Origin of the sequence: Actinomadura chokoriensis (assembly GCF_039529475.1) — a bacterium.
Lineage (GTDB): Bacteria > Actinomycetota > Actinomycetes > Streptosporangiales > Streptosporangiaceae > Spirillospora > Spirillospora bangladeshensis.
The window spans coordinates 478,333-499,664 of record NZ_BAAAMW010000001.1; the positions used below are offsets into that span (position 1 = coordinate 478,333).

At 72.9% G+C, this 21,332-nt stretch carries 20 protein-coding genes; 10 read left to right on the forward strand and 10 right to left on the reverse strand.

All coding sequences use genetic code 11. From position 1 onward, the window contains the following. Nucleotides 1-4 precede the first annotated feature (4 nt). The gene (locus tag ABFX46_RS02330) at nucleotides 5-361 is read right to left on the reverse strand and encodes a hypothetical protein (RefSeq protein ID WP_346039662.1); all 357 of its coding nucleotides are present in this window, start codon (nucleotides 359-361) and stop codon (nucleotides 5-7) included. Nucleotides 362-533: 172 nt separating this feature from the next. Between ABFX46_RS02330 and ABFX46_RS02335 the strand changes: the two genes are divergently transcribed. Next, entirely contained in the window at nucleotides 534-686 is a 153-nt protein-coding gene (locus tag ABFX46_RS02335) for a hypothetical protein (RefSeq protein ID WP_346039663.1), read from the forward strand. Next, entirely contained in the window at nucleotides 683-1,786 is a 1,104-nt protein-coding gene (locus ABFX46_RS02340) for a UbiA prenyltransferase family protein (RefSeq protein WP_346039664.1), read from the forward strand. The genes ABFX46_RS02335 and ABFX46_RS02340 overlap by 4 nt, the downstream gene beginning before the upstream one ends. On the opposite strand, the gene ABFX46_RS02345 is transcribed toward ABFX46_RS02340, so the two are convergent. Then, on the reverse strand, nucleotides 1,752-2,423 hold the full coding sequence (locus tag ABFX46_RS02345; protein WP_346039665.1) for a DNA alkylation repair protein: 672 nt from the start codon (nucleotides 2,421-2,423) through the stop codon (nucleotides 1,752-1,754). The two genes, ABFX46_RS02340 and ABFX46_RS02345, sit on opposite strands and share 35 nt — an antisense overlap. 161 nt (nucleotides 2,424-2,584) lie before the next feature. Here ABFX46_RS02345 and ABFX46_RS02350 point away from each other — a divergent pair, with 161 nt between their 5' ends. Next, nucleotides 2,585-5,161, forward strand: a complete 2,577-nt coding sequence (locus tag ABFX46_RS02350; RefSeq protein ID WP_346039666.1) for an ABC transporter permease — start codon at nucleotides 2,585-2,587, stop codon at nucleotides 5,159-5,161. A 10-nt stretch (nucleotides 5,162-5,171) separates the two neighbouring features. On the opposite strand, the gene ABFX46_RS02355 is transcribed toward ABFX46_RS02350, so the two are convergent. The 4 genes from ABFX46_RS02355 to ABFX46_RS02370 form a co-directional block, all read right to left on the reverse strand. After that, the gene (locus ABFX46_RS02355; RefSeq protein ID WP_346039988.1) at nucleotides 5,172-6,914 is read right to left on the reverse strand and encodes a DEAD/DEAH box helicase; all 1,743 of its coding nucleotides are present in this window, start codon (nucleotides 6,912-6,914) and stop codon (nucleotides 5,172-5,174) included. A 36-nt stretch (nucleotides 6,915-6,950) separates the two neighbouring features. Then, the gene (locus ABFX46_RS02360) at nucleotides 6,951-7,847 is read right to left on the reverse strand and encodes a zinc metalloprotease (protein WP_346039667.1); all 897 of its coding nucleotides are present in this window, start codon (nucleotides 7,845-7,847) and stop codon (nucleotides 6,951-6,953) included. Nucleotides 7,848-8,145: 298 nt separating this feature from the next. Continuing rightward, nucleotides 8,146-8,412, reverse strand: coding sequence for a DUF3039 domain-containing protein (locus ABFX46_RS02365; RefSeq protein WP_131939198.1), 267 nt, complete (start codon nucleotides 8,410-8,412; stop codon nucleotides 8,146-8,148). A gap of 9 nt (nucleotides 8,413-8,421) precedes the next feature. Further along, entirely contained in the window at nucleotides 8,422-8,997 is a 576-nt protein-coding gene (locus tag ABFX46_RS02370; RefSeq protein ID WP_163052437.1) for a YqgE/AlgH family protein, read from the reverse strand. Between the two features lie 162 nt (nucleotides 8,998-9,159). On the opposite strand from ABFX46_RS02370, the gene ABFX46_RS02375 reads away from it, so the two are divergent. Further along, the gene (locus ABFX46_RS02375; protein ID WP_346039668.1) at nucleotides 9,160-9,798 is read left to right on the forward strand and encodes a hypothetical protein; all 639 of its coding nucleotides are present in this window, start codon (nucleotides 9,160-9,162) and stop codon (nucleotides 9,796-9,798) included. Between the two features lie 47 nt (nucleotides 9,799-9,845). Here the strand turns inward: ABFX46_RS02375 and ABFX46_RS02380 are convergent, their stop codons facing one another. Next, on the reverse strand, nucleotides 9,846-11,249 hold the full coding sequence (locus ABFX46_RS02380) for an NAD-dependent malic enzyme (RefSeq protein ID WP_346039669.1): 1,404 nt from the start codon (nucleotides 11,247-11,249) through the stop codon (nucleotides 9,846-9,848). A gap of 269 nt (nucleotides 11,250-11,518) precedes the next feature. Further along, complete coding sequence (locus ABFX46_RS02385) at nucleotides 11,519-12,472, reverse strand: tetratricopeptide repeat protein (RefSeq protein WP_346039670.1); 954 nt, start codon at nucleotides 12,470-12,472, stop codon at nucleotides 11,519-11,521. Between the two features lie 418 nt (nucleotides 12,473-12,890). On the opposite strand from ABFX46_RS02385, the gene ABFX46_RS02390 reads away from it, so the two are divergent. Then, nucleotides 12,891-13,946, forward strand: coding sequence for an ATP-binding cassette domain-containing protein (locus ABFX46_RS02390; protein WP_346039989.1), 1,056 nt, complete (start codon nucleotides 12,891-12,893; stop codon nucleotides 13,944-13,946). Next, a complete protein-coding gene (locus tag ABFX46_RS02395) occupies nucleotides 13,939-15,243 on the forward strand; it encodes a hypothetical protein (protein WP_346039671.1) in 1,305 nt (434 codons plus the stop codon). Before ABFX46_RS02390 ends, ABFX46_RS02395 begins: the two co-directional genes overlap by 8 nt. A gap of 58 nt (nucleotides 15,244-15,301) precedes the next feature. On the opposite strand, the gene ABFX46_RS02400 is transcribed toward ABFX46_RS02395, so the two are convergent. Beyond that, nucleotides 15,302-15,616, reverse strand: coding sequence for a DUF3817 domain-containing protein (locus ABFX46_RS02400; RefSeq protein WP_346039672.1), 315 nt, complete (start codon nucleotides 15,614-15,616; stop codon nucleotides 15,302-15,304). Nucleotides 15,617-15,748: 132 nt separating this feature from the next. Here ABFX46_RS02400 and ABFX46_RS02405 point away from each other — a divergent pair, with 132 nt between their 5' ends. Next, a complete protein-coding gene (locus ABFX46_RS02405) occupies nucleotides 15,749-16,441 on the forward strand; it encodes a DUF4230 domain-containing protein (RefSeq protein WP_346039673.1) in 693 nt (230 codons plus the stop codon). Nucleotides 16,442-16,456: 15 nt separating this feature from the next. On the opposite strand, the gene ABFX46_RS02410 is transcribed toward ABFX46_RS02405, so the two are convergent. Continuing rightward, complete coding sequence (locus ABFX46_RS02410) at nucleotides 16,457-17,647, reverse strand: acetyl-CoA C-acetyltransferase (protein WP_346039674.1); 1,191 nt, start codon at nucleotides 17,645-17,647, stop codon at nucleotides 16,457-16,459. Between the two features lie 109 nt (nucleotides 17,648-17,756). Between ABFX46_RS02410 and mce the strand changes: the two genes are divergently transcribed. The 3 genes from mce (at nucleotide 17,757) to ABFX46_RS02425 (ending at nucleotide 21,321) form a co-directional block, all read left to right on the forward strand. After that, entirely contained in the window at nucleotides 17,757-18,191 is a 435-nt protein-coding gene (gene mce, locus ABFX46_RS02415; RefSeq protein WP_131939206.1) for a methylmalonyl-CoA epimerase, read from the forward strand. 328 nt (nucleotides 18,192-18,519) lie between these two features. Next, on the forward strand, nucleotides 18,520-19,839 hold the full coding sequence (locus ABFX46_RS02420) for a DivIVA domain-containing protein (protein WP_163059920.1): 1,320 nt from the start codon (nucleotides 18,520-18,522) through the stop codon (nucleotides 19,837-19,839). Between the two features lie 90 nt (nucleotides 19,840-19,929). Then, entirely contained in the window at nucleotides 19,930-21,321 is a 1,392-nt protein-coding gene (locus ABFX46_RS02425) for an AI-2E family transporter (protein WP_346039675.1), read from the forward strand. Nucleotides 21,322-21,332: the final 11 nt, after the last annotated feature.

A 21,332-nucleotide genomic window follows, 5' to 3' on the forward strand; every position in this document is an offset into this window, starting at 1 on the left:
AACGTCAGCTACTCCGCGCAGCGAAGCCGGCAGACACCATCGCGTTCGCCCAAGGCGGCACGCATGACCTCCTCATGCCGGGCGCGACCCGGCGCCAGCCAGAGCCGATACGCCAGCCGCCGAACCGTGCGCGCTCACGTGCCTGCGGCGCCCAGTCGGCGGTCCGCAGCACCAGAACGGGCAGCGACCACTCGCCAGCGCCCATCGCCGGATCCGCGACCGCCGACTCCCGCCGATGGCCGTCCCGTGAGCAGGCGGCCACCAACCAGGAAAGCTCATCGCCCTCCGGCAGGACCGTCGCGTGCGTGCGCAGGGCCTGGTCAAGCCCCACCCACGTCTCCGCCCCGGCCACGGCCAGCATCGCCGGGGCTCCACAGCACCACCGTGGCCCGTCCGCCCTTGCCCGGGCCCGGATATCACCTGGGCTCCGCTCTGGCCGGCGCCGATATTTCGGCCATTCACGTAGAGGTACTCAGTCGAACTGAGTAGGTGACCCCATGTGGCGGACGGCGGCCTGTGGCAGGTTCGGGCAAATGGACCGGCAATCTTCCGGCGGCGCGATTCGCAGGCTGGTGACCGGGGTGGCGATCGTGATCGCGGTCATCCTGGCCATCGGCGGGCTGGCGGTCATCGGCGCCTTCGTCCTCGCCGTCACCACCATGTCCAATTTCGGGAGCAACAAGTGATCGCGCGGCTGCTCCTGGTCGTCCGCCTGGCCCGTCCGGCGGTCGTGGTCCTGCTGGGGCTTTTCACCGTCACCGGGCTGGCCCAGGCGGGCCACGGCGAAGACCGCGTCCTGCTGGCCCGGGCGCTCGTCGTGGTCTTCGGATTCCTGGTGTTCTCGGTGGCCTGCAACGACCTCGCCGACGCGGCCATCGACCGGGTGAACCTGCCCGGCGACCCGGGACGTCCCCTCGCCGCCGGCACCGCGCATCGCCGGGACATGGCACTGATCGGCGCCACCGCCGGTGTCCTGGCGCTGCTGGCGAGCCTCACCCTGCATTGGCCGGCCTCGGTGGTGACCCTGCTGGGACTGGCCGTCAGCGCCGGATATTCGCTCCGTCCGGTCCGGTTGGCCGCCCGCGGCGTGGTGGCGCCGCTCGTGCTGCCCGCCTGCTTTGTCGCCGTTCCCTACCTGATCGGCATCTTCGCGGTACGCGACTCGCTGGGACGGGACGACCTGCTGCTGCTCGCCGGGCTCTACGTCGGCTTCATCGGCCGGATCCTGCTCAAGGACTTCCGCGACGTCCGCGGTGACGAGATGTTCGGCAAGCGGACGTTCCTGGTCCGGCACGGCCGCCGCTGGACCTGCGCGTTCAGCGCCCTCTGCTGGATCGCCGGGACGGTCGTGCTGGTGGCGGCCGTCCGGCACCCCACCGTTCACCTCGCCGCCGTCAACGCCGCGTACCTGACCGCCGCGCTGCTGCTCCTCCGCGCCCTGGCCGCCGAGCGGGGCGCGCGGCGCGACGAGCACCTCATCGCCGCGATCGCCATCGTCGGCCGCGGGATCGTCCTCTCCCTCCTCGTCCATCTGGCGCTCACGAACGCCCACTGGCCCGCGCCCGCGTACGCGGCCGTCATGACCGCACTCGCCGCATGCCTGCTGGGCCAGGCGACCGTCATGGCCCGCTGCGGTCCGGCCGTCACCCCCGCCAGACGGTCACCGGTCCGGGGGCTGATCACTGCCCCGTCCCGGACCCGGACGGCAGCCTGTCACGCGCCGAGGCACCCGTCCGATCGGTCGTTCGGCCCTACTCCTCGTGCCGGCGGCGCACGATCTCGTTGATCCAGATGGGCGCGAACGGGGAAGTGCAGCCCGGCGGGGTCGGGTAGTCCTTGAGCACTTCCAGGCGCTCACCGATGTCGATGGCGCGAGCGCGGTACTCGGCATGGTCGATGCCGATCTGGGCCAGGCAGGCGTTCATCGCCCACTGCAGGCGCTCCGGCACGTCCTTCATCTCCGCCTCGATGACATCGAGCAGACCGGGAAGGTCAAGGACGCCGGGCCTCTTCGCCACGCGTTCGGTGGTGAGCGCCCAGCCGGCGCTCGCCACCACTGGATCCGGGTCCGCGAACCAGGTCAGGCGCAGTTCCTCGGAGTGCGGGCTCTTCTTCACCACATAGTTGACGAGCCAGTCGTGCACCTTGGGCGTGCGGGCCTCGCGCACCATGGCGTCCAGCTCGTCCCGCCCGAACGCCTTGGGACGGCAGACGAGAATCGCCAGCAGCCTCGCCGCGCCGTCGCCCGTCTCCCAGAGCCGGCACGCGAGTTCCTGCTGCGTCTTCAACCGCTTGGCAAGCGCCCGCAGCCTGCTCAGATTCACGCCGTGGTCGTCACCGTGCTTCGCGTTCACCGCGCGGATCTTAGGATCCTCGAGCCCGGCCAACTCGCCCATGACCTCGTCCAACACCACGTCGGCCATGCCTGCCACCTACCCTTCGGACTCCGGCGTAGCGTACTCGGGCCGCGATCAGCCGCACCATGACTTCACGCCCGCTCGACGGCGGAGTCCGCTCTCGCACGATATAGTCTCAGTTGAGATTATCTTGTGTGATCGGGTTGGGGGACGCCATGGGGGGCGCCATGTGGCTCATTGCGCGTCGTTCGGTCGCCGAGGGGCGGTGGCGGCTGGCCGCGACCCTGCTGGCGGCGCTGGGGTCGATCGCGCTCATCGCGGGCTCGCTGCAGTTCGCGCTGCGGGCGCAGGAGGCGGTGGCGGGCGGCGACGCGAGCGAGTACTTCCGCGCCGACGTGCTCGTGCAGGGCGGGACGGCGGATCCCGACGACCCGAGCGCGCCGCCGGACGGCCGCGTCCGGCTGGACCGGGTCGCGTCCAGGCCCGGCGTGGCGGCCGCCGCCGGGGACGCCGCGGTGGCGGTCACCGCCACCGGTTCCGATGGACGCGCGATCACGGCGGCGGCCGAGGGCCGGACGCTGCTGCGCCCCTGGGTGCCCCATCCGGAACTGGCCCCCTACCGGCTGGAGGAGGGCCGCGCCCCCGCTGCCGACGGAGAAGTGGCGGTCGTTCGGTACATGGCTCGCGCCGGGAAGGCCGGTGTCGGTGACGCCCTGACGCTGACGCTGCCCCGCGAGACGCGGCGGGTGACGGTCACCGGGGTCGTCACCGTCCACGGCCGGGACGCGGTGGCCGCCGGGAACCTCGTGCTGGCGCCGCCCGAGACCGTACGCCGCGCCGCGCGGCTGCCCGCGGGCACATGGCAGAGCGTCTGGCTGAAGGCCGCCCCCGGCGTGCCCGCCGAGCGGCTGCGCGGCGAGCTGGCCCGGGACCTCGGCGGCGCAGCCACCGTCCGCACCGCGGCGTCCGTGCGGGACGCGCAGGCCGCCGCCGCGGCGGGCGAGGGCGCCTCGGTCGCCGGCGTCATCGGCGGGCTGTCCCTGGTGGCGGTCTTCGTCGGCCTGTTCACGGTGGCCACCACGTTCGGCACGCTGGTGCGGCAGCGGACCCGGCGGCTGGCGCTGCTCGGCGCGATCGGCGCCACGCCGCGCCGGCTCGGCCGGCTGGTCCGGCTGGAGGCGCTGGTGCTGGGCGCGATCGCGGCGGTGGGCGGCGTGGCGGCGGGCTTCCCGCTGTCCGCGCTGATCACCCGGCTGTTCGCCCGGGACGGCTTCGACGTCTCCGCCGCCGGTCCCCGGTTCGGCTGGGTCGCGCTGGGCGTCCCGGCCGCCGCCGGCCTCGTCGTCACCCAGCTGGCCGCGTGGCGGGCCGCGCGCCGCGCCGCCGGCGTCTCCCCCGTGCAGGCGCTGCGCAGCACCGTCGCCGAGACCCCGGAGCGGCGCTGGCCCCGGCTGCTCGCCGCGCTCGCGCTCTTCGCCGGTGCGGGCTTCTGGTGGGCGGTGGCGACCGCGATCCGCGTCAGCGACCCGCCCGGCCAGGACCGCACCTTCGGTGTCGCCTTGATGGTCCTGTTCGGCTCCATGCCGGCCATGACCGCACTGACCGTCCTCACCCCGTTCTTCGTCGCGCCGCTGGGCGGGCTGGTCGGACGCGCCGGCAGGCTGCTCGGCGGCGAGACCGGACGGCTCGCGCACGCCACCATCACCCGCAGCCCCCGCCGGGTCTCCTCCGCCGCGTCGTCGCTGACGCTGGGCGTCGCGCTGGTCGCCTCGGTGACGCTGGTGACGCAGTCGGTGAACGACCGGTTCGCGGAGGCGGGACGGCAGGTCATGGCGGCCGAGCACGCCGTCGCCGCCACCGCCGAAACCCCCGAAGGCGCCCCCGCGCCCCTCGCCCGCGACGTGGTCGGCAAGGTCGCGGACGCACCGGGAGTGACCCGCGCGACCGCCCTCACCCAGACCGAGGTCACGCTCGCGCCGCCGCCGTCCCCCGGCGAGGACCCCGGACCGTTCCGCTTCCTGGTCACCGGCGTCGAGCAGGCGGGGCTGCGCGACCTGCTGCGCCTCGGCGGCGCCCCTCCCGCGCTGCGCCCCGGAGAGATCGCCCTGTCGTCGACGGTCATGAAGGAGCGGGGCTTGCGGCTTGGCCAGGAGATCACCGTGCGTGCCGCCCACGGCCGCGTCGCGCTCACGGTGGCGGACGCCTACCACGACCCCTCCCACCTGTTCGCCGAACAGGCGCTCGCCGCTCCGGCGACGATGGACGAGCTGGACGCCAACGCGGCGACTCGGGCCGTCCTGGTCAGGGGCGGCTCGTCCGAGGCCCTCGCGCGGGCCGTGGCGGGGGTGCCCGGCGTCCGGGTCCTCGACCGCGACGCCTACGTGGACGCCGCGTCGTCCTCCCTCACCCGGCCGCTGCGGGCGACCCGCACCTTCATCGGCATGGCCCTGCTGCTCGCGCTGCTCGGGATGGCGACCACGGTGTCGATGGGCGTCGCGGAACGCACCCGCGAGTTCGGGCTGCTCGGCGCCGTGGGCGCCACGGCGCGGCAGATCCGCGCGATCGTCCGCTGGGAGGCGGCCACCGTGGTCGCCCTCGGCACGATCATCGGCCTCGTGATCGCCATGGGCGCGCAGACGCTGCTGTACGTGACCACCGGCAGCTCGTTCCTGCGGCCGGACCCGCCGTGGTGGCTGTTCCCGGCCGTGGCGGCGGGCGCGGCGGCGGCGACGCTCGCGACCACGGCGCTGCCCGCGCGCCGGGCCGCAGCGGTCCCCGTCCTGGAGGCCGCCAAGGCAGAGTGACCCGCCGAGGTCAGTGGCGGCGTTTGGCGGCCCAGTCGCGGATCTTGGCGATGCGGTCGCGGATCTCGGCGGCGCTGGCCTGGGGGACCGGCGGGCCGCCGCACGCGCGGCGCAGTTCGTTGTGGATGACGCCCTGGGGCTGGCCCGTGCGGTGGTTCCAGGCGTTGACCAGGCCGTTCAGCTCGCGGCGCAGGGCGGCGATGTCCTCGGCGGCGGTGCGGTCCGCGCGGGGGTCGCCGGTCTTGCGCTTGCGTTCGCTGGCCATCTGGGCCGCCTGGCGCTTGCGCAGCAGGGCCGACACCTGGTCGGGCTCCAGGAGGCCGGGGATGCCCAGGTACTCCTCCTCCTCGGCGGAGCCCGGCTGGGCGTGCATGCCGAACTCGCCGCCGTCGTAGAGGACGCGGTCGAACGTCGCCGACGCCTCGACCGTTTCGAAGGGGAGTTCTTCGCCCACGTCCGGGTTGTCCTGCTTGCGGTTGGCCTCGGCCAGGAGTTCGTCGTCGAGGCCGTCCTCCCGGACGGGACGGTCGAGGACGTGGTCGCGCTCCTCCTCCATCTCGGAGGCGTGGCCCATGAGGGTCGGCACGGACGGCAGGAAGACCGACGCCGTCTCGCCCCGCTTGCGGGCCCGGACGAAGCGCCCGATCGCCTGCGCGAAGAACAGCGGGGTGCTGGTCGAGGTGGCGTAGACGCCCACGGCGAGGCGCGGGATGTCCACGCCTTCGGAGACCATGCGGACCGCGACCATCCAGCGGTCCTCGGTGTCGGCGAACTTCTTGATCTTCTTGGACGCGGTCGGGTCGTCCGACAGCACGACGGTCGCGCTCTGGCCGGTGACCGCCTTGAGCATCCCCGCGTAGGCGCGGGCCGTCTCGTGGTCGGTGGCGATGACCAGGCCGCCCGCGTCCGGGATGGCGCGGCGCAGCTCGGTGAGGCGGCGGTCGGCGGCGGCCAGGACCTGCTTGATCCAGTCGCCCTTCGGGTCGAGCGCGGCGCGCCACGCCTGGGCCATCTGGTCCTGGGTGAGCGGCTCGCCGAGGGTCGCGGTGATCTCGTCGCCGGCGCGGGTGCGCCAGCGCATCTCCCCCGCGTACGCCAGGAAGATCACCGGGCGGACGACGCCGTCGGCCAGGGCCGGGCCGTAGCCGTAGGTGTAGTCGGCCTGGCTGCGGCGGATGCCGTCCGGCCCCTCCTCGTACTGGACGAACGGGATCGGGTTGATGTCCGTCCGGAACGGGGTGCCCGAGAGGGCGAGGCGGCGGGTCGCGGGCTCGAACGCCTCGCGGACGGCGTCGCCCCACGACAGGCCGTCGCCCGCGTGGTGCACCTCGTCGAAGATGATGAGGTGCTTGCGCGACTCGGTGCGGTTGCGGTGCAGGGCGGGACGGGCCGCGACCGTGGCGTAGGTGACGGCGACGCCGTGGAAGTCCTTGCCGATGGGGCCGTCGCTGTTCTGCCACTCCGGGTCGATCTTGATGCCGACGCGGGCGGCGGACTCGGCCCACTGCCGCTTCAGGTGCTCGGTCGGGCACACGACCGTGATCGCCTGGACGGTGCGGCGCTCCATCAGCTCGCGGGCGAGGCGGAGCGCGAACGTCGTCTTGCCGGCGCCGGGCGTCGCGACGGTGAGGAAGTCGCGCGGACCGGGCTCGGAGCCGTCCGTCCCGAAGTAGGCCTCCAGCGCCTGCTGCTGCCAGGCGCGCAGGGACGACGCCGTCCCCCAGGCGGCCCGTTCGGGGAACGCGGGGGGCATGCTCGATGCGGCGAAGGTGCTCACGGTCATTGAAGGCTACCGAGCCGCACCGACAGTTCGTGCCCCGGTCGGCCCGGCTGTGCCCGGATCCACACGGTGCCGGCCGTGCCCGCGGGACCGGTACGCCGCCCACGACGCCCGGATGCGGCGGCCCTGACCTGCGGTGAAGGAGTGCATGCACGAGTCGTGCGCGTAGTCCATGAAGTTGTGGACGGGATCGTCGCCGCGCTGCGGGCAGGTGTCGCGGGAGTCCGGGCAGCCCTGCGCCGGCTCCGCCTCGTACGGGGTGTCGGCCACCCCGTCGCCCGGCGGGACGCAGCCGCCCTCGAACGTGTGCAGCAGGCCGAGCCAGTGCCCGATCTCGTGGACGGCCGTGTACCCGCGGCCGAACGGCCCGTACGAGCCGCCCGGCAGGCTGCGGTAGTCGATGACGACGCCGTCCATGCGCGGGTCCTCCGCGTACCACTGCGGGAAGGTGGAGAAGCCGAGGACGTCCGACCCGGCGGCGGCCGTGTAGACGTTGAGCGTGCCGCGCCCGCCCTTGCGCAGGTGCTTCTTCATCGCGCGCTCGTGGCGCTCGGGGGCGTGGAACCAGGCCGCGTTGTCCGTCCGGTCGAGCCCGGCCAGGCGGAACCGCACGCGGGTGTCGACGCCGCCCTTCCTGCCCCCGTACGCGGCGTTCAGGGTGGAGATCTGCCGCCGGACGGCCTTCTTCGACAGCCGTCCGCTCCGCCCGCTGTGGACGACGTGGAACCGCACCGGGACGACCAGGCGCCGCGCCATCCGCCGGGACGCGTCGAGCCGCCCCTCGTCGGACGTCCCGAACCGGTCGAGGAGCGTGCGGCGCAGGTCGGCGAGCATGCCGACGACCTGGTCGCGGCCGAGGTCGGCCCGGTCGCGCGGGCGGACGGTCCGGGCGTTCGAGCGGTGCACGCAGTCGCCGTGCCGTACGGCGGCACCGTCCCGGGCGGCGGCCGGTACGGGTCGTACTCGCGGCCGGTCACCCACCGCACCCGGAACGGTGCACACCGTGGTCATCAGTGCGCATAGCGAAACCCCGGCCAGCCGCCGCATTCATCCCCCGTATGTCAGAAGCCCTCCAGCACAGAGGGCCCGTATGTCAGAAGCCGTATGTCAGAAGTCCGAGGTCCCGCGGTATGCCCCCACCGCGGGACCCGGAAGCGCGCAGCCCGGAACGGCGGCGCGCCGCCCGCCGCGCCTCAGCGGCGGGTCACTCGCCCTTGTCGCCCTTGCCGCCCGGCTGCATGGACTCGTAGATCTCCTTGCACTCCGGGCAGACCGGGTACTTCTTCGGATCCCGGTTCGGCACCCAGACCTTGCCGCACAGCGCGATCACCGGCGTGCCGGTCACCGCGCTCTCGGTGATCTTCTGCTTCTTCACGTAGTGGGCGAACCGCTCGTGGTCGCCGTCACCGTGCGAGAGGTCCGGCCGGACATCCTGCTGGGTGTCGCTCTCGGGAAGGATCTTCGTACTCACGTCTTCACCTTAGTTCAGCGTGGGGTCGTCGGGAAAAGTGGAGACGAACGCCAGATCACCGCCCTGCCTGCGCAGAACGTCCTGCCAGAGGCGCTCGGGGTCGGCGGCGAACACGTCTCCCGCCTCGGCGGGCACCAGGTACCAGGAGCCGTCCTGCACCTCGCCGAGCAGCTGCCCCGCCGACCAGCCCGCATACCCGGCGAACACCCGCAGCTGCAGCAACTCGGCCGCGATCAGCCCCGGCGGCGCCTCAAGGTCGACCACCCCGACCCGCGCCACCTCGGCGCCGCCGTCCAGGGCGCGCCAGCCGAGCGGCTCGTCCTCGCCGGGGAGGCGGGCCAGGGCGAGCGGGTGCTCCAGTGCGACCGGGCCGCCCTGGAACACCACGGCGGGCCCGGTCGCGAGATCGCCCCACGGCGGCAGGACCCGGTCGACGGGAACCTCGGTCGGCCGGTTGAGGACAACTCCGAGCGTCCCGCCGCCGACATCGTGCTCGACGAGCAGGACGACGCTGCGGCGAAAGTTCGGATCCTCCAGCTGAGGGGTCGCCACCAGCAGGAGCCCCACCCTGATGCCGTCTTCCATGGGTTCCATCATGCGTTGCGCGGACCTCCGGCGGCACGTCCCCTCGCTCGTTAGCCTGTTACGCATTCCTATCGATGGGGATATCGGCACCACAAGGTCCTGGGTTAAGAATGATCTAGGATCATCGGCCATCCGCTTGGTGCGCGCCGGGAGGACAGCGGAATGCAGTTGCCCAGGGTCATCATCGCCGCCGTGTTCATCGTGATCGGGGCGCTGATCGCCATCCCGGCGCTCTTCAAGTCGGACGGGTCGGCGGAGCCGACTTCCTCCACCGCGTCCGCGAGCCCGAGCGCGTCCGGCACCGCGAAGTCGCCGTCGGCCACGCCCACCACGTCCGGGACGGCGAAGCCGCCCGCGCGTCCGGTCACCGCGAGCATCGGCGCGGTGTCGTGCCCCGAGCGCACCGTCAACGTCAAGATCCGCAACACCGGGACGCAGACCGAGGACTTCTCCGTCGAGCGGGACGACGGCGGCGCCGCCGAGCCCGGCCAGATCCGCCCGGGCACGACCCGGACGGTCTCGGTCAAGCTGCGCGAGGACCGCCGCACCGACCTCGCCGTCACCTGGGCGAACAAGCGCATCGAGACCAAGGCGGTCAAGGCGAACTGCAAGAAGGCGGGGGCGGGCGCGCCGACCGAGACGCCGCCGGGCAACCTGCCGCACACCGGCCCCGACACCGTCCTGTGGGCGCGCGCCGCGACCGGCGTCGGCATCATCCTCACCGGCGCGATCATCTTCTGGTACGGCGGGATCTGGCCCCGCCGCCGCGAGAAGATGTTCGCCGGCGAGAAGACCGACTAGGCCGACCGGCGAGGCGAACCGACGAGGCGAACCGACGAGGCCGGGGGTCAGGCCTCGGTGCGGGGGCGGCCGCCGGCGGCCTCGCGGACGGCGCCGGCGACGCGGGTCGCCACGTCCGGGTGGAAGACGCTCGGGACGATGTAGTTGGGGCCGATCTCCTCGGGGGTGACGACCTCGGCGAGCGCCGTGGCGGCGGCGGCCAGCATCTCCATCGTGACGACGTCGGCCTGCGCGTCGAGCAGCCCGCGGAAGACGCCGGGGAACGCCAGCACGTTGTTGATCTGGTTGGGGTAGTCGCTGCGGCCGGTCGCGACGACGGCGGCGTGCTCGCGGGCCTCGTCCGGCGCCACCTCGGGCTCGGGGTTGGCGAGCGCGAACACGATCGCGCCGTCGTTCATCGTCGCGATGTCGTCGCCGTTCAGGATGCCGGGGGCGGAGACGCCGACGAACACGTCGGCGTCCTTCACCGCGCCGCGCAGGTCGCCCGCGTAGCCGGACGCGTTGGTGTGCTCGGCGATCCAGCGCAGCGAGTCGTCCAGGTCGTCGCGGCCCTTGTGGACGGCGCCGCGGTAGTCGCACACGATCAGGTCGCGGGCGCCCGCGTGCATCAGCAGCTTCAGGATCGCGGTGCCGGCGGCGCCCGCGCCCGCCATCGTGATGCGGACCGAGCCGAGCTCCTTGCCGACGACGCGCAGCGCGTTGGTCAGCGCGGCCAGCACGCAGATCGCGGTGCCGTGCTGGTCGTCGTGGAAGACGGGGATGTCGAGCAGCTCGCGCAGCCGGGCCTCGACCTCGAAGCAGCGCGGCGCGGAGATGTCCTCCAGGTTGATGCCGCCGAACGCGGGCGCGAGGATCTGGACGGTCCGGACGATCTCGTCGGTGTCCTGGGTGTCGAGGCAGATCGGCCACGCGTCGATCCCGGCGAACCGCTTGAACAGCGCCGCCTTGCCCTCCATGACGGGCAGCGCCGCCTCCGGGCCGATGTTGCCGAGGCCGAGCACCGCGGACCCGTCGGTGACGACCGCGACGCTGTTGCGCTTTATGGTCAGCCGCCGGACGTCCTCGGGGTTGCGGGCGATGGCGAGGGAGACGCGGGCGACGCCCGGCGTGTAGGCCATCGACAGCTCGTCGCGGTTGCGCAGCGGCACCTTCGACTGCATCTCGATCTTGCCGCCGAGGTGCATCAGGAAGGTCCGGTCGCTGACCTTGTGGATCTTGACGGACTCGATGCCCTCCAGCGCCCCGGCGATCGCCTCGGCGTGCTGGGTGTCGCGGGTGGCGATCGTCACGTCGATGCGCAGCGTCTCGTGGCCGGCGGTGTTGACGTCGAGGGCGGTGACGATGCCGCCGGCGTTCTCGACGACCTGGGTGATCTGGCTCACGGCCCTGCCGCCGGCCGGGACCTCCAGCCGGACGGTGATGGAGTACGACACGCTCGGCACGCTCGCCACGACGACTGCTCCTTGCTGCTCCGGGTTGTCCTCGTCCCGGGCGCGCCGCCCGCGGTCACGGGCGGCCTCATGGCATCGATCGCGATGATGTCGACCACGAGGTTGCGGAGCCGCGGACCGGCGGGGCCGGCCGCATGGAAGTGCTGCATGCGGACCGTCCGGGCACGGTCATTTCATCGAGCATACGCGCAACATCGCGGCGGGGTGTCCCGATCGCCCCGGCTCGTTCCCCGCGGACGACCGGGGACGATCCGGGGACGATCCGCGGGTCAGAACAGGGCGGACTGCAGGCCGCGGCGGGCCCGGCCGATGCGCGGGTCGTCCGGCGGAAGCAGCTCGAACAGCGACAGCAGGTGCTTGCGCGCGGCGTCGCGGTCATCGCCCGCGCTGGCGCGCACGGCCGCGAGCAGCCGGTCGAACGCCTCGTCGATGCGGCCGGACACCATCTCCACGTCGGACGCGCTGATCTGCGCCTGGACGTCGCCGGGCTTGTCGGCGGCGTCCTGCAGGGTGCGCTCCGGGTCGAGCGAGCCGACGCGCAGGCTCAGCTCGACGAGCGCGAGGCCCTGCTTGGCCTGGCCGTCCCTCGGGTCGTCTGCGAGGAGGCGCTCGAACGCGGCCTTGGCGGCGGGCAGGTCGCCGCGCTGCAGGGCGTCCTCGGCCTCGGCGTACACCGGGTCCGCGGCGGGCGCGGCGTCGGCCGCGGGACGCTCGCCCTCGGGGGCGTCCGGCAGGATGCCCTCCTTGCGCAGCGCCTCGAAGAGCTGGTCGATGGCCTGGCGGACCTGCGGCTCGGGCGCGGCGCCGTTCAGGAACGGCAGCAGCTGCCCGGCGACGACCGCCGCCACGAACGGGATGCCGCGCACGCCCATCTGCTGCATGTACGCGGCGAGCTGCGGGTTCGCGTCGATGTCGACCTTCGCGAGCACCCACGCGCCGGCCGCCTCGCCGGCGAGCTTCTCCAGGATGGGGCCGAGCTGCTTGCACGGCCCGCACCACTCCGCCCAGAAGTCGACGAGGACGGGCACGGACTGCGACCGCTCCACGACCTCGGTGTTGAAGGTCTCGTCGGTGACGTCCACGACGTACTGGCCGGCGGCGCCCGCGGCGCCCGCCGGCGCGGCGCCGCCGCCCTGGGCGCGGCGTTCCTGCTGCTTCCGCGCGGCCGCCTGGCGCGCCCCCAGGTCGATGGCCCCGTGCAACGAAAAGTCCCGAGAAGGCATGGGTCCATCCTGCCCCATGACCGCACCGCACCGTGCGTCCGTACGCTGCGAGCGGAGCGCGCCGCCGGTACCGGGCGTCCGGCGCGCCCCCGCTCCATCAGACAAATCGGGAATTGTCGGCCATTTTTGAATTCTCCGCTTCGGCGCGGAAGGCAAAGAATCCAGACGCGCCGCCGTAAAGGCAAAAAGATTGCTGACAGCCATCACCAAGCCCGGTTATAGTCATGATGTCGATGCATCGCGGCCGGGCAAAAGGGGCCGGTGCCCGCCGAGCGGCGGGCCGGCCCGGCGGAGCACCGCGTGGCGGGTTGGGGGACCCGGGGCCACCGGAGCGTCCATGCCGGCGCCGCGACCGCATGACGAGCAACGGGGGGAAACACTTGTGATCGCGGATCATTCCGTGATCGTGGCCCGAGGAATGGGTGTCCGCCGCGGGGGGCGGTGGCTCCTGCGCCCGGTGACCTTCGGCGTACCCGAAGGCGTGGTCGGCCTGGCCGGTCCACCTGGTGCCGGTAAATCCACTCTGCTGGCCACGTTCGCGACCTTGCGCAGGCCGAATGCCGGCCTGCTGCGCATTCTCGGACATGACATATCGAACGCCGCCGGGCTGCGGGCCGCGCGGGCCGGGATCGGCTACCTGCCGGCCCGGTTCTCCCGCGCCGAGAACATGACGGCCGGCGAGTTCGTCGCCTACGCGGCGTACTACAAGCGGCAGAGCGCGTCCGCCGCGCGCTCCATGCTGAAGCGGCTCGACCTCGCCGACGCCGCCGGGACGGAGCTGGCGCTGCTGCCGCCGGAGGTCCGGCTGCGCGCCGGGCTCGCCGCCGCCTGCGTCCACGAGCCGAGCGCGGTGCTGCTGGACGACCCGTTCGGCGCGCTGTGCGCCGCCGCCGAGCCGTGGCCCACCGGCGCCGCCGGCCCCGGCCGCTCCACGCTGACGGCCGCGATGTCGGAGCTGATCCCGGTGGTGCGCGCGCTGGCGCCGACGGTCGTGGTGACCGCCGACGCCACCGAGACGCTCACCGGCTGGTGCGACCGCCTGTTCACGCTCGCCCGCGGCCGGCTGACCGAGCAGCCCACCCATTCCTCCGCCGCCCGCCGCGGCCGCTCCGCCGCCGACCGCCGCGGCGCGGGCGTCGGCGCCGGCGTCCCCGACCCGCAGCACGTCGGCGCGCTCGACCCGCAGCACGTCGGCGCGCTCGACCGGGAGGGCGTCGGCGCCCTCGACCGCCGGAACGCCGGCACGCCCGACCTGCGGAACGGCCTGCGCAACGACCCGCAGAACGGCCTCCAGAACGGCCTGCGGAACGACCGGCAGGGCGACCGCGCACCCGAGCAGCAGCGCACCGGCGCGCTCGACCCCGCGCCCGGCCGGCGGGGCGGGGGCGCGGTGGGGCGGCGCCGGGGCCGGCGCCCCGGGCGGCCGGCGCTGCCGCGGTTCCCGCTGCCCGCCGGAAGCGCCACCGGTGTCTGACCTCGGGCGGGTGCTCCGGCTGGACGCCCGTCGCACGGCACTGCTGGTGGCGGTGCCGGTCCTCACCGCGGTCGGGACGGCGGCGGCGCTGCCGGCGCTCGTCCGCTCCGCCGCCTACTGGGACAACACGGTCATCGCGCTGGTCAACGCCGTCCGCTTCCTCGGGCCCGTCGCCGCGGGGCTGGCGGCGTGGGCGGCCGTCCGCGAGCGTCCGCTCGACTACCTGCGCGACCTCACCGCTCGCTCGCCCGCCACGGGCGCGCTGCTCGACCTGCTGCTGCTGTCCACGGCGGCCCTCGTCTCCTACACCGCGGTGACGGCGCTCGTCGTGGCCGTGACGCTGGCGCAGGCGGAGGCCGGGCACCCGCATCCGCTGGGCGCGATCGCGGGCGCGGGCGCGCTCGTCCTGCACGTCGTCGTCGGATACCTGATGGGACGCGTCGTCCCGCACCGCGCGACGGCCGCGCTGGTGTTCGGGGCGACGGCGATGTGGGCGGCCGCGCGCATCCCCGGCGTGTCGTGGTGGAGCCTGCTGCCCCCGGCCGCGTTCCCCCGCATCGACCTGTTCACCACGCTGCGCCCCCGCGTGTTCGCCGACCAGGTGCTCTGGACGGCGGGCCTGACGGCGGCGCTGATCCTCGGGTACGTGCTGTGGGCGACGCGGCGGTTCCTGCTCGTCCTGCCGCTCGCCGCCGCGCTGGCCGCGACCGGCTCCGCCACGCTGGGCCTGCACGGGTCCGCCGGCGCGGCGGTCCGCGCCGCGCCCGCGCCGCCCGCGTGCCGGCAGTGGCCGGTGACCATCTGCGTGCATCCGGCGCTGCGGGGCGCGCTGCCCGGGCTGACGGCGGCGGTCGTCCCGCTCGCGGCGCGGCTGAACGGCACGCCCGGCGAGTTCACGGCGGTGCGGCAGCGTCCGGCGTGGGCGCCGGTGTCAGTGCTGGACGGCGTCGCGACCGTCCATCTCGACGAGAACCTCTCCCCCGGGTACGCGGCGCGGGTCGTCCGGCAGATCAGCGGCGCGCTCAAGGACCCCCGCGCCTGCACGTCCCCCGACGGCTACGGGGTGCTGATCGACGCGTGGCTGGTCGGCGACGACCCCCCGACCATCACCGACGACCGCGCGGCCCACCGGTTCGCGTCCCTGACCGAGCGCCAGCGCCGCGCATGGCTGCGCCGCCATTTCACCGCGTACCGCACGTGCACACTCGGCCCCAAGGACTTCCGCGCGCCGAAGAAGCACCGCGCGACGGAGAAGGCCCTCCACCGGGCGCTGGACCGCGCGAACCCCCCGAGGTGAAGGTTTCCCCTGCGTGGCCGCGGCTGCCACCCCCAGCAGCCGGCGGCCACGCAGAAGCTCAGGCCCGTCCGGCCGGCTGTGGCTCGGCGGCGGGCGCCGGCGGCCGGGTCCAGTGGCGCTCCACCAGGAACGGGGCCACCGGCAGGACGGCGGCGCCGAGCGCGAGGACCGTGCGCTTGAGGTCCCAGCGGAGCTGCTCGCGGACGAGGAAGACCAGGCCGACGTAGGCCATGAACAGGACTCCGTGCAGCGGCCCCATCAGCTGGACGCCCACCGGCGCGTCCGCGCCGTACTTCAGCGGCATGGCGACCAGCAGGAGCAGCAGGAACGAGATCGCCTCCGCGACGGAGACGAACCGGAAAACACGAATCATGTCCACGCCCGGCACAACGGACCGTCTTCACCTGGGGTTTCGTCCGGGCCTATGGCCTTGATCACACCGGCGCCCACGCCGACCTCACCGGTCCGCCAGGTAAGGGGTGCAGATGCCGGGAATGCTTGGTGCATGGCTCGCCCCCAACCGAAGAACGACGCGCCCCCCACGCCGTCCCGGTCGCCCCGGCGCGGCCTGCTCACCCCGCTCGTGCTGGTCGTCGCGACCGTCGCGCTGGTCCTGGTCGCGCAGCAGGCCCTGCACGGGCTGCCGGGCTGGCTGAACCCGTTCGGCACGGAGACGAAGGACCGCAGCGGGCCCGTCCTGCTGAAGTCGATCCGCGACCTGCACCGCTACGAGGCGGCGAGCGGCAGCTTCCAGGTCATCGTGGACCTGGAGAAGGACGCCAAGTTCCTGCCCGGCTCGCTGCGCGGCAAGCGCACCCTGTTCGTCGGCAACGGCACCGTGGACGCCTACGTGGACTTCTCCAAGCTCGGCTCCGGCGCCGTCAAGGTCAACGAGGACCGCACGGCCGCCACGATCACCCTCCCCCGCGCCCAGCTGGAGAACACCAACCTCGACCCGAAGACCAGCTACGTCTACGCCACCGAGCGCGGCCTCATCGACCGCTTCGGCGACTTCTTCAGCAGCAACCCCAACAACCAGCAGCAGCTCTACGTGCTGGCGTCCCAGAAGATCCAGTCCGCCGCGCAGCAGAGCAACCTGGCGCGGCAGGCCGACGCGAACACGAAGCTGATGCTGGAGAACATGCTGAAGGCGCTGGGCTTCACGAAGGTCACCATCCAGCAGGCCGATGCCCAGTGACCGGCGCGGTCAGGACTAGGCGGTCGGCACGCGGAGGATGAGCGCGTCACCCTGGCCGCCGCCTCCGCACAGGCCCGCGGCGCCGGTGCCGCCGCCGCGGCGCTTCAGCTCGTAGGCGAGGTGCAGCGCGATGCGGGCGCCGGACATGCCGACCGGGTGGCCGAGCGCGATGGCGCCGCCGTTGACGTTGACCTTCTCGGGGCCGACGCCGAGGTCGCGCATCGACTGGATGCCGACGGACGCGAACGCCTCGTTGATCTCGATGAGGTCGAGGTCGTCGACGGTGAGGCCCTCCTTGCCGAGGGCGTGCCGGATCGCGTTGGACGGCTGGGACTGCAGCGAGTTGTCGGGCCCCGCGACGTTGCCGTGCGCGCCGATCTCGGCGAGCCAGGTGAGGCCGAGCTCCTCGGCCTTGGCCTTCGACATCACGACGACGGCCGCGGCGCCGTCGGAGATCTGCGAGGACGAGCCCGCGGTGATCGTGCCGTCCTTGCTGAACGCGGGGCGCAGCCTGGCGAGGCCCTCGACGGTGGTGTCGCCGCGCACGCCCTCGTCCTTGGCGAACACGATCGGGTCGCCCTTGCGCTGCGGGATCTCGACCGGCGCGATCTCGTCGTCGAACACGCCGTTCTTGATGGCCTCGGCCGCGCGCTGGTGGGAGCGGGCGGAGAACTCGTCCTGCTCCTCGCGGGAGATGCCGAGCCTGGCGTTGTGGTGCTCGGTCGACTCGCCCATCGCGATGCCGTCGAACGCGTCGGTGAGCGCGTCGTAGGCCATGTGGTCGAGGACCTCGATCGAGCCGTACTTGTAGCCGCCGCGCGACTTCGGCAGCAGGTGCGGGGCCTGGGTCATCGACTCCATGCCGCCCGCCACGACGATGTCGAACTCGCCCGCCCGGATGAGCTGGTCGGCGAGCGCGATCGCGTCCAGCCCGGACAGGCACACCTTGTTGATCGTGATCGACGGGACGCTCATCGGGATGCCCGCCTTGACCGCCGCCTGCCGGGACGGGATCTGCCCCGCGCCGGCCTGCAGCACCTGGCCGAGGATCACGTACTGCACCTGGTCGCCGGAGACCCCGGCCCGCTCCAGCGCCGCCTTGATCGCGTGCGCGCCGAGGTCGGCCGCGGAGAAGTCCTTCAGCGAGCCCAGCAGGCGTCCGATGGGGGTGCGCGCGCCTGCGACGATCACGGACGTGGCGGTCATTGTGGGGGCCCTCCAGGGTGGTGCTGCGGCGACGTTTGCCACCATACCCAGGGGAACGTCGTTCGGTTCCGTTCGCCCCCGCCCGGCCGCCTTAATAGGGAGAAAGCCCATGCTGACCCGTATCGACCACATCGGCATCGCCTGTCACGACCTGGAGGCGACCGTCGAGTTCTACAAGGCGACCTACGGCTTCACCGACGCGCACTTCGAGGTGAACGAGGAGCAGGGCGTCCGGGAGTGCATGCTCAAGATCAACGAGACGGGGGACGGCGCGGCGAGCTACCTGCAGCTCATCGAGCCGATCCGGGAGGACTCGGCCGTCGCCAAGTGGCTGGCGAAGAACGGCGAGGGCGTCCACCACATCGCGTTCGGCACGGACGGGACGGTCGAGGGCGAGGCCGCCGCCATCGCCGGCAAGGGCGTGCGGGTGCTCTACGACGCGCCGCGCAACGGATCCATGGGATCCTTGATCAACTTTTTGCACCCCAAGGACTGCCACGGCGTGCTGACCGAGCTCGTGCAGAAGCGCCGCGACGCGGAATGATCTTGCTGGGCGGGCGCGCCGCGGGCGCGCCCGGATCGTGACGTGTTCGATATCACGGTCACGGGCAGTCAGGCGCCGACCGCCGCTCTGTGACCGTTCGGACACATCTGGTGCATTTGCCCCCTGACACCTGGGGACCTTCATCACGGCTGAACACGCCAACAAACCGGACATTCCACGCAGCGCGTCAAGATGAGCCCCCAACACGGCAGTGTCCGGAGTACGCTTCATCCACCGGAAGAGGTCCTGGGGCACTGCGCCCGTCATGTCAGGCGTTCAACCGGTCCCCGGAACCACCCGTAGCCCCGTCACATCAGGATTGAGCCACATGCAGTCCGACATCGACGCCCAGCTCAGCAACTTCTTTGAAGACACGCCCCCGCGCGAGTTCGACGTGGTGCTTCGCGGCTACGACCGGCACCAGGTCGACGAGCACATCAAGTCGCTCGACAACGAGGTGCGGCAGACCCGCGAGCAGACCAGCGCCCTGCAGCGGGAGCTGTCGGACGCGCACCGTCAGCTGCAGGAGCAGGAACGTCCCACCTACTCCGGTCTCGGCGCCCGCATCGAGCAGCTGCTGCGGCTCGCCGAGGAGCAGGCGACCGAGCTGGTCCAGGCGGCCCGCTCCGAGGCGAACGAGATCAAGGCCGCGGCCAAGGTCGACGCCGCCGAGCAGCGCGCCACCGCCGAGAACGACGCGGCCGAACTGCGCGCCAACGCCCAGCGCGAGGGCGACGACATGCGCAACGCGGCCGAGCGCGAGGCGGAGGAGGTGCGCACCTCCGCCCACCGCGAGGCGGACGAGCTGACCTCGACCACCGAGCGGGAGGTCGCGAAGCTGCGCGCCACCGCCGACCACGAGGTCGCGGAGAAGCGGGCGAGCGCCGAGCGCGAGATCGCCAAGCTGCGCACCACCACCGAGCGCGAGGTCGCGCAGCTGCGCGCGTCCACCAAGCGCGAGCGGGACGAGATCCTCACCACGGCCAAGCGGCAGGCCGACGAGATGCGCGCGCAGGCGCAGCGCATCCTGGAGGAGAGCGAGGCCCAGCGCGCCCAGGCGGAGGCCGAGTTCGAGATCCAGCTGGCCGCCCGCCGCGAGGAGGCCGACCGGCAGGACGCCGAGCGGCACGCCGCCGCGCAGGCCGCCACCCAGAAGCTGGTCGCCGAGGCCGAGCAGCGCGCCGCGTCCGCCGAGCAGCGGGCCGGGAAGGCCACCCAGCAGGCCGAGCAGACCCGGCGCGAGGCCGACTCGCACGCCAAGCAGCTGATGGCCAACGCCCGCAAGAACTCCGACAACGTGATCGCCGAGGCCAAGGCGCAGGCCGAGCAGCTGCTCGCCGAGACCAAGGCCGAGGCCGACCGCGTCCGGACGGCGGCGCAGCGCCAGGTCGACGAGCTGACCCGCCAGCGCGACAGCATCACCAGCCACCTCAACCAGCTGCGCCAGCTCATCGGCGGCGTCGCGCCGACGATGGGCGCCGAGCCCGAGCTGGCCGCGCCCCCGGAGAAGCCCGCCATCCCCGCCGCCGAGCCGAAGCCGGCCCCGGCCCAGCCGAAGCAGCAGCCGGCCGCCGCGAAGGCTGCGCCCGCCAAGCAGGCCCCGGCCAAGAAGCCCGACGAGGACGACGAGGACTGGTGGCAGGAGTGAGTTCCTGAGAACGGCGTCGAGGAGAGCCTAGAGGCGGTGAAACGCCTCTAGGCTTTTCCTCGTCTCACCACCATGGCAGAGGAGAGCGGCGTGGCCGACGAGACCTCCCGCGACGACGAGCCGGAGGCGGCACCCGGGACGGGACGTCCCAAAGGCGGCGACCGCGTCCCCGCGCCCACCCCGCCCGCCGACGACCAGGGCGAGGACGGCACCACCGGCGACGGTGGTGAGAGCGTCGCACCGAGCGGGGCGCTGAGGCCCGAGGAGACGGACGAGCCCGTGGGCGAACGCGATCCGGCGACCGGTGCCCCGGTCACGCTTCCGGCGAAGGCGGCGGTCGCCGAGCAGGTGCCGCCCGCGCCCGGCGCGCCCGACCCGGCGCACGACGTCGAGCAGCGCCGCCGCGAGGCGGGCGTCGACCAGCGGTTCCCGTTCGGCCGGCCCGGGCAGCCGCTCGGCCGCGCCCACCCGTTCGTGTTCGGGTTCACCGCCGCGCTCGGCGTCATCACCGCGTGGATGCTGGTGAAGACGGCCACGAACGCCAAGTCGGTCATCGTGATGATCATCGTCGCGATGTTCCTCGCGGTCGGGCTCAACCCGGGGGTGGAGCGGCTGCGCAAGTTCGGGTTCCCGCGCGGCGCGGCGGTCGCGTCGGTGTTCCTGCTGGTGATCCTCTTCTTCGCGGGATTCGTCGCCTCGCTCGTCCAGCCGGTGTCCGAGCAGGTCACCGAGCTGCGGCACAACATCCCCGAGTACGTCCAGCAACTGCAGGACAACAAGACCCTCGCCGAGTGGGACAAGCGCTACGGGCTGCTGGACCGCGCCCAGAAGACGGTGAGCGGCGAAGACTTCCAGAAGACGCTCACCGACACCGCCACCGGCATCGGCAAGGTCGCGGTCAACGGCATCTTCCAGACGATCACGATCCTGATCCTGACGCTGTACTTCCTCAGCTCGCTGCCGCAGATCAAGACGTTCTTCTACCAGCTCGCGCCGCGCTCGCGAAGAGCCCGCGTCGCCCTGCTCGGCGACGAGATCCTCGACCGGATCGGCGGCTACGTCGCCGGGCAGTTCACGATCGCGTTCATCGCGGGCGTGACCTCGTATATCTTCCTGTCGATCCTCGGGGTGAAGTACGCGCTCGCGCTGGCGCTGATCGTCGCGGTGACCGACCTGATCCCGCTCATCGGCGCGACGATCGGCGCGGTGGTCGTGTGCCTGGTCGCGTTCCTCACCGGGGACACGACCCACCTCATCGCCTGCGTGATCTTCTATGTGATCTACCAGCAGGTGGAGAACTACCTGGTCTACCCGCGCGTCATGAAGCGGACGGTGGACGTGCAGCCCGCGGTGACGATCGTCGCGGCGCTGGTCGGCGCGGCGCTGCTCGGCGTGGTCGGCGCGCTGCTGGCGATCCCGACGGCGGCGGCGATCTCGCTGCTGATCCGGGAGGTCGTCATGCCGCGCCAGGAGACGCTCTAGCCGGGGGCGTC

What these genes read in the sequence shown, in the direction of transcription:
- ABFX46_RS02335 (WP_346039663.1), top strand. Translation starts at nt 534, where the DNA reads ATGGACCGGCAATCTTCCGGCGGCGCGATTCGCAGGCTGGTGACCGGG.
- ABFX46_RS02370 (WP_163052437.1), bottom strand. Translation starts at nt 8,997, where the DNA reads ATGGAAGACGGCATCAGGGTGGGGCTCCTGCTGGTGGCGACCCCTCAG.
- ABFX46_RS02390 (WP_346039989.1), top strand. Translation starts at nt 12,891, where the DNA reads ATGGGTGTCCGCCGCGGGGGGCGGTGGCTCCTGCGCCCGGTGACCTTC.
- ABFX46_RS02330 (WP_346039662.1), bottom strand. Translation starts at nt 361, where the DNA reads ATGCTGGCCGTGGCCGGGGCGGAGACGTGGGTGGGGCTTGACCAGGCC.
- ABFX46_RS02350 (WP_346039666.1), top strand. Translation starts at nt 2,585, where the DNA reads ATGTGGCTCATTGCGCGTCGTTCGGTCGCCGAGGGGCGGTGGCGGCTG.
- ABFX46_RS02345 (WP_346039665.1), bottom strand. Translation starts at nt 2,423, where the DNA reads ATGGCCGACGTGGTGTTGGACGAGGTCATGGGCGAGTTGGCCGGGCTC.
- ABFX46_RS02420 (WP_163059920.1), top strand. Translation starts at nt 18,520, where the DNA reads ATGCAGTCCGACATCGACGCCCAGCTCAGCAACTTCTTTGAAGACACG.
- ABFX46_RS02355 (WP_346039988.1), bottom strand. Translation starts at nt 6,914, where the DNA reads ATGCCCCCCGCGTTCCCCGAACGGGCCGCCTGGGGGACGGCGTCGTCC.
- ABFX46_RS02410 (WP_346039674.1), bottom strand. Translation starts at nt 17,647, where the DNA reads ATGACCGCCACGTCCGTGATCGTCGCAGGCGCGCGCACCCCCATCGGA.
- ABFX46_RS02375 (WP_346039668.1), top strand. Translation starts at nt 9,160, where the DNA reads ATGCAGTTGCCCAGGGTCATCATCGCCGCCGTGTTCATCGTGATCGGG.
- mce (WP_131939206.1), top strand. Translation starts at nt 17,757, where the DNA reads ATGCTGACCCGTATCGACCACATCGGCATCGCCTGTCACGACCTGGAG.
- ABFX46_RS02385 (WP_346039670.1), bottom strand. Translation starts at nt 12,472, where the DNA reads ATGCCTTCTCGGGACTTTTCGTTGCACGGGGCCATCGACCTGGGGGCG.
- ABFX46_RS02405 (WP_346039673.1), top strand. Translation starts at nt 15,749, where the DNA reads ATGGCTCGCCCCCAACCGAAGAACGACGCGCCCCCCACGCCGTCCCGG.
- ABFX46_RS02400 (WP_346039672.1), bottom strand. Translation starts at nt 15,616, where the DNA reads ATGATTCGTGTTTTCCGGTTCGTCTCCGTCGCGGAGGCGATCTCGTTC.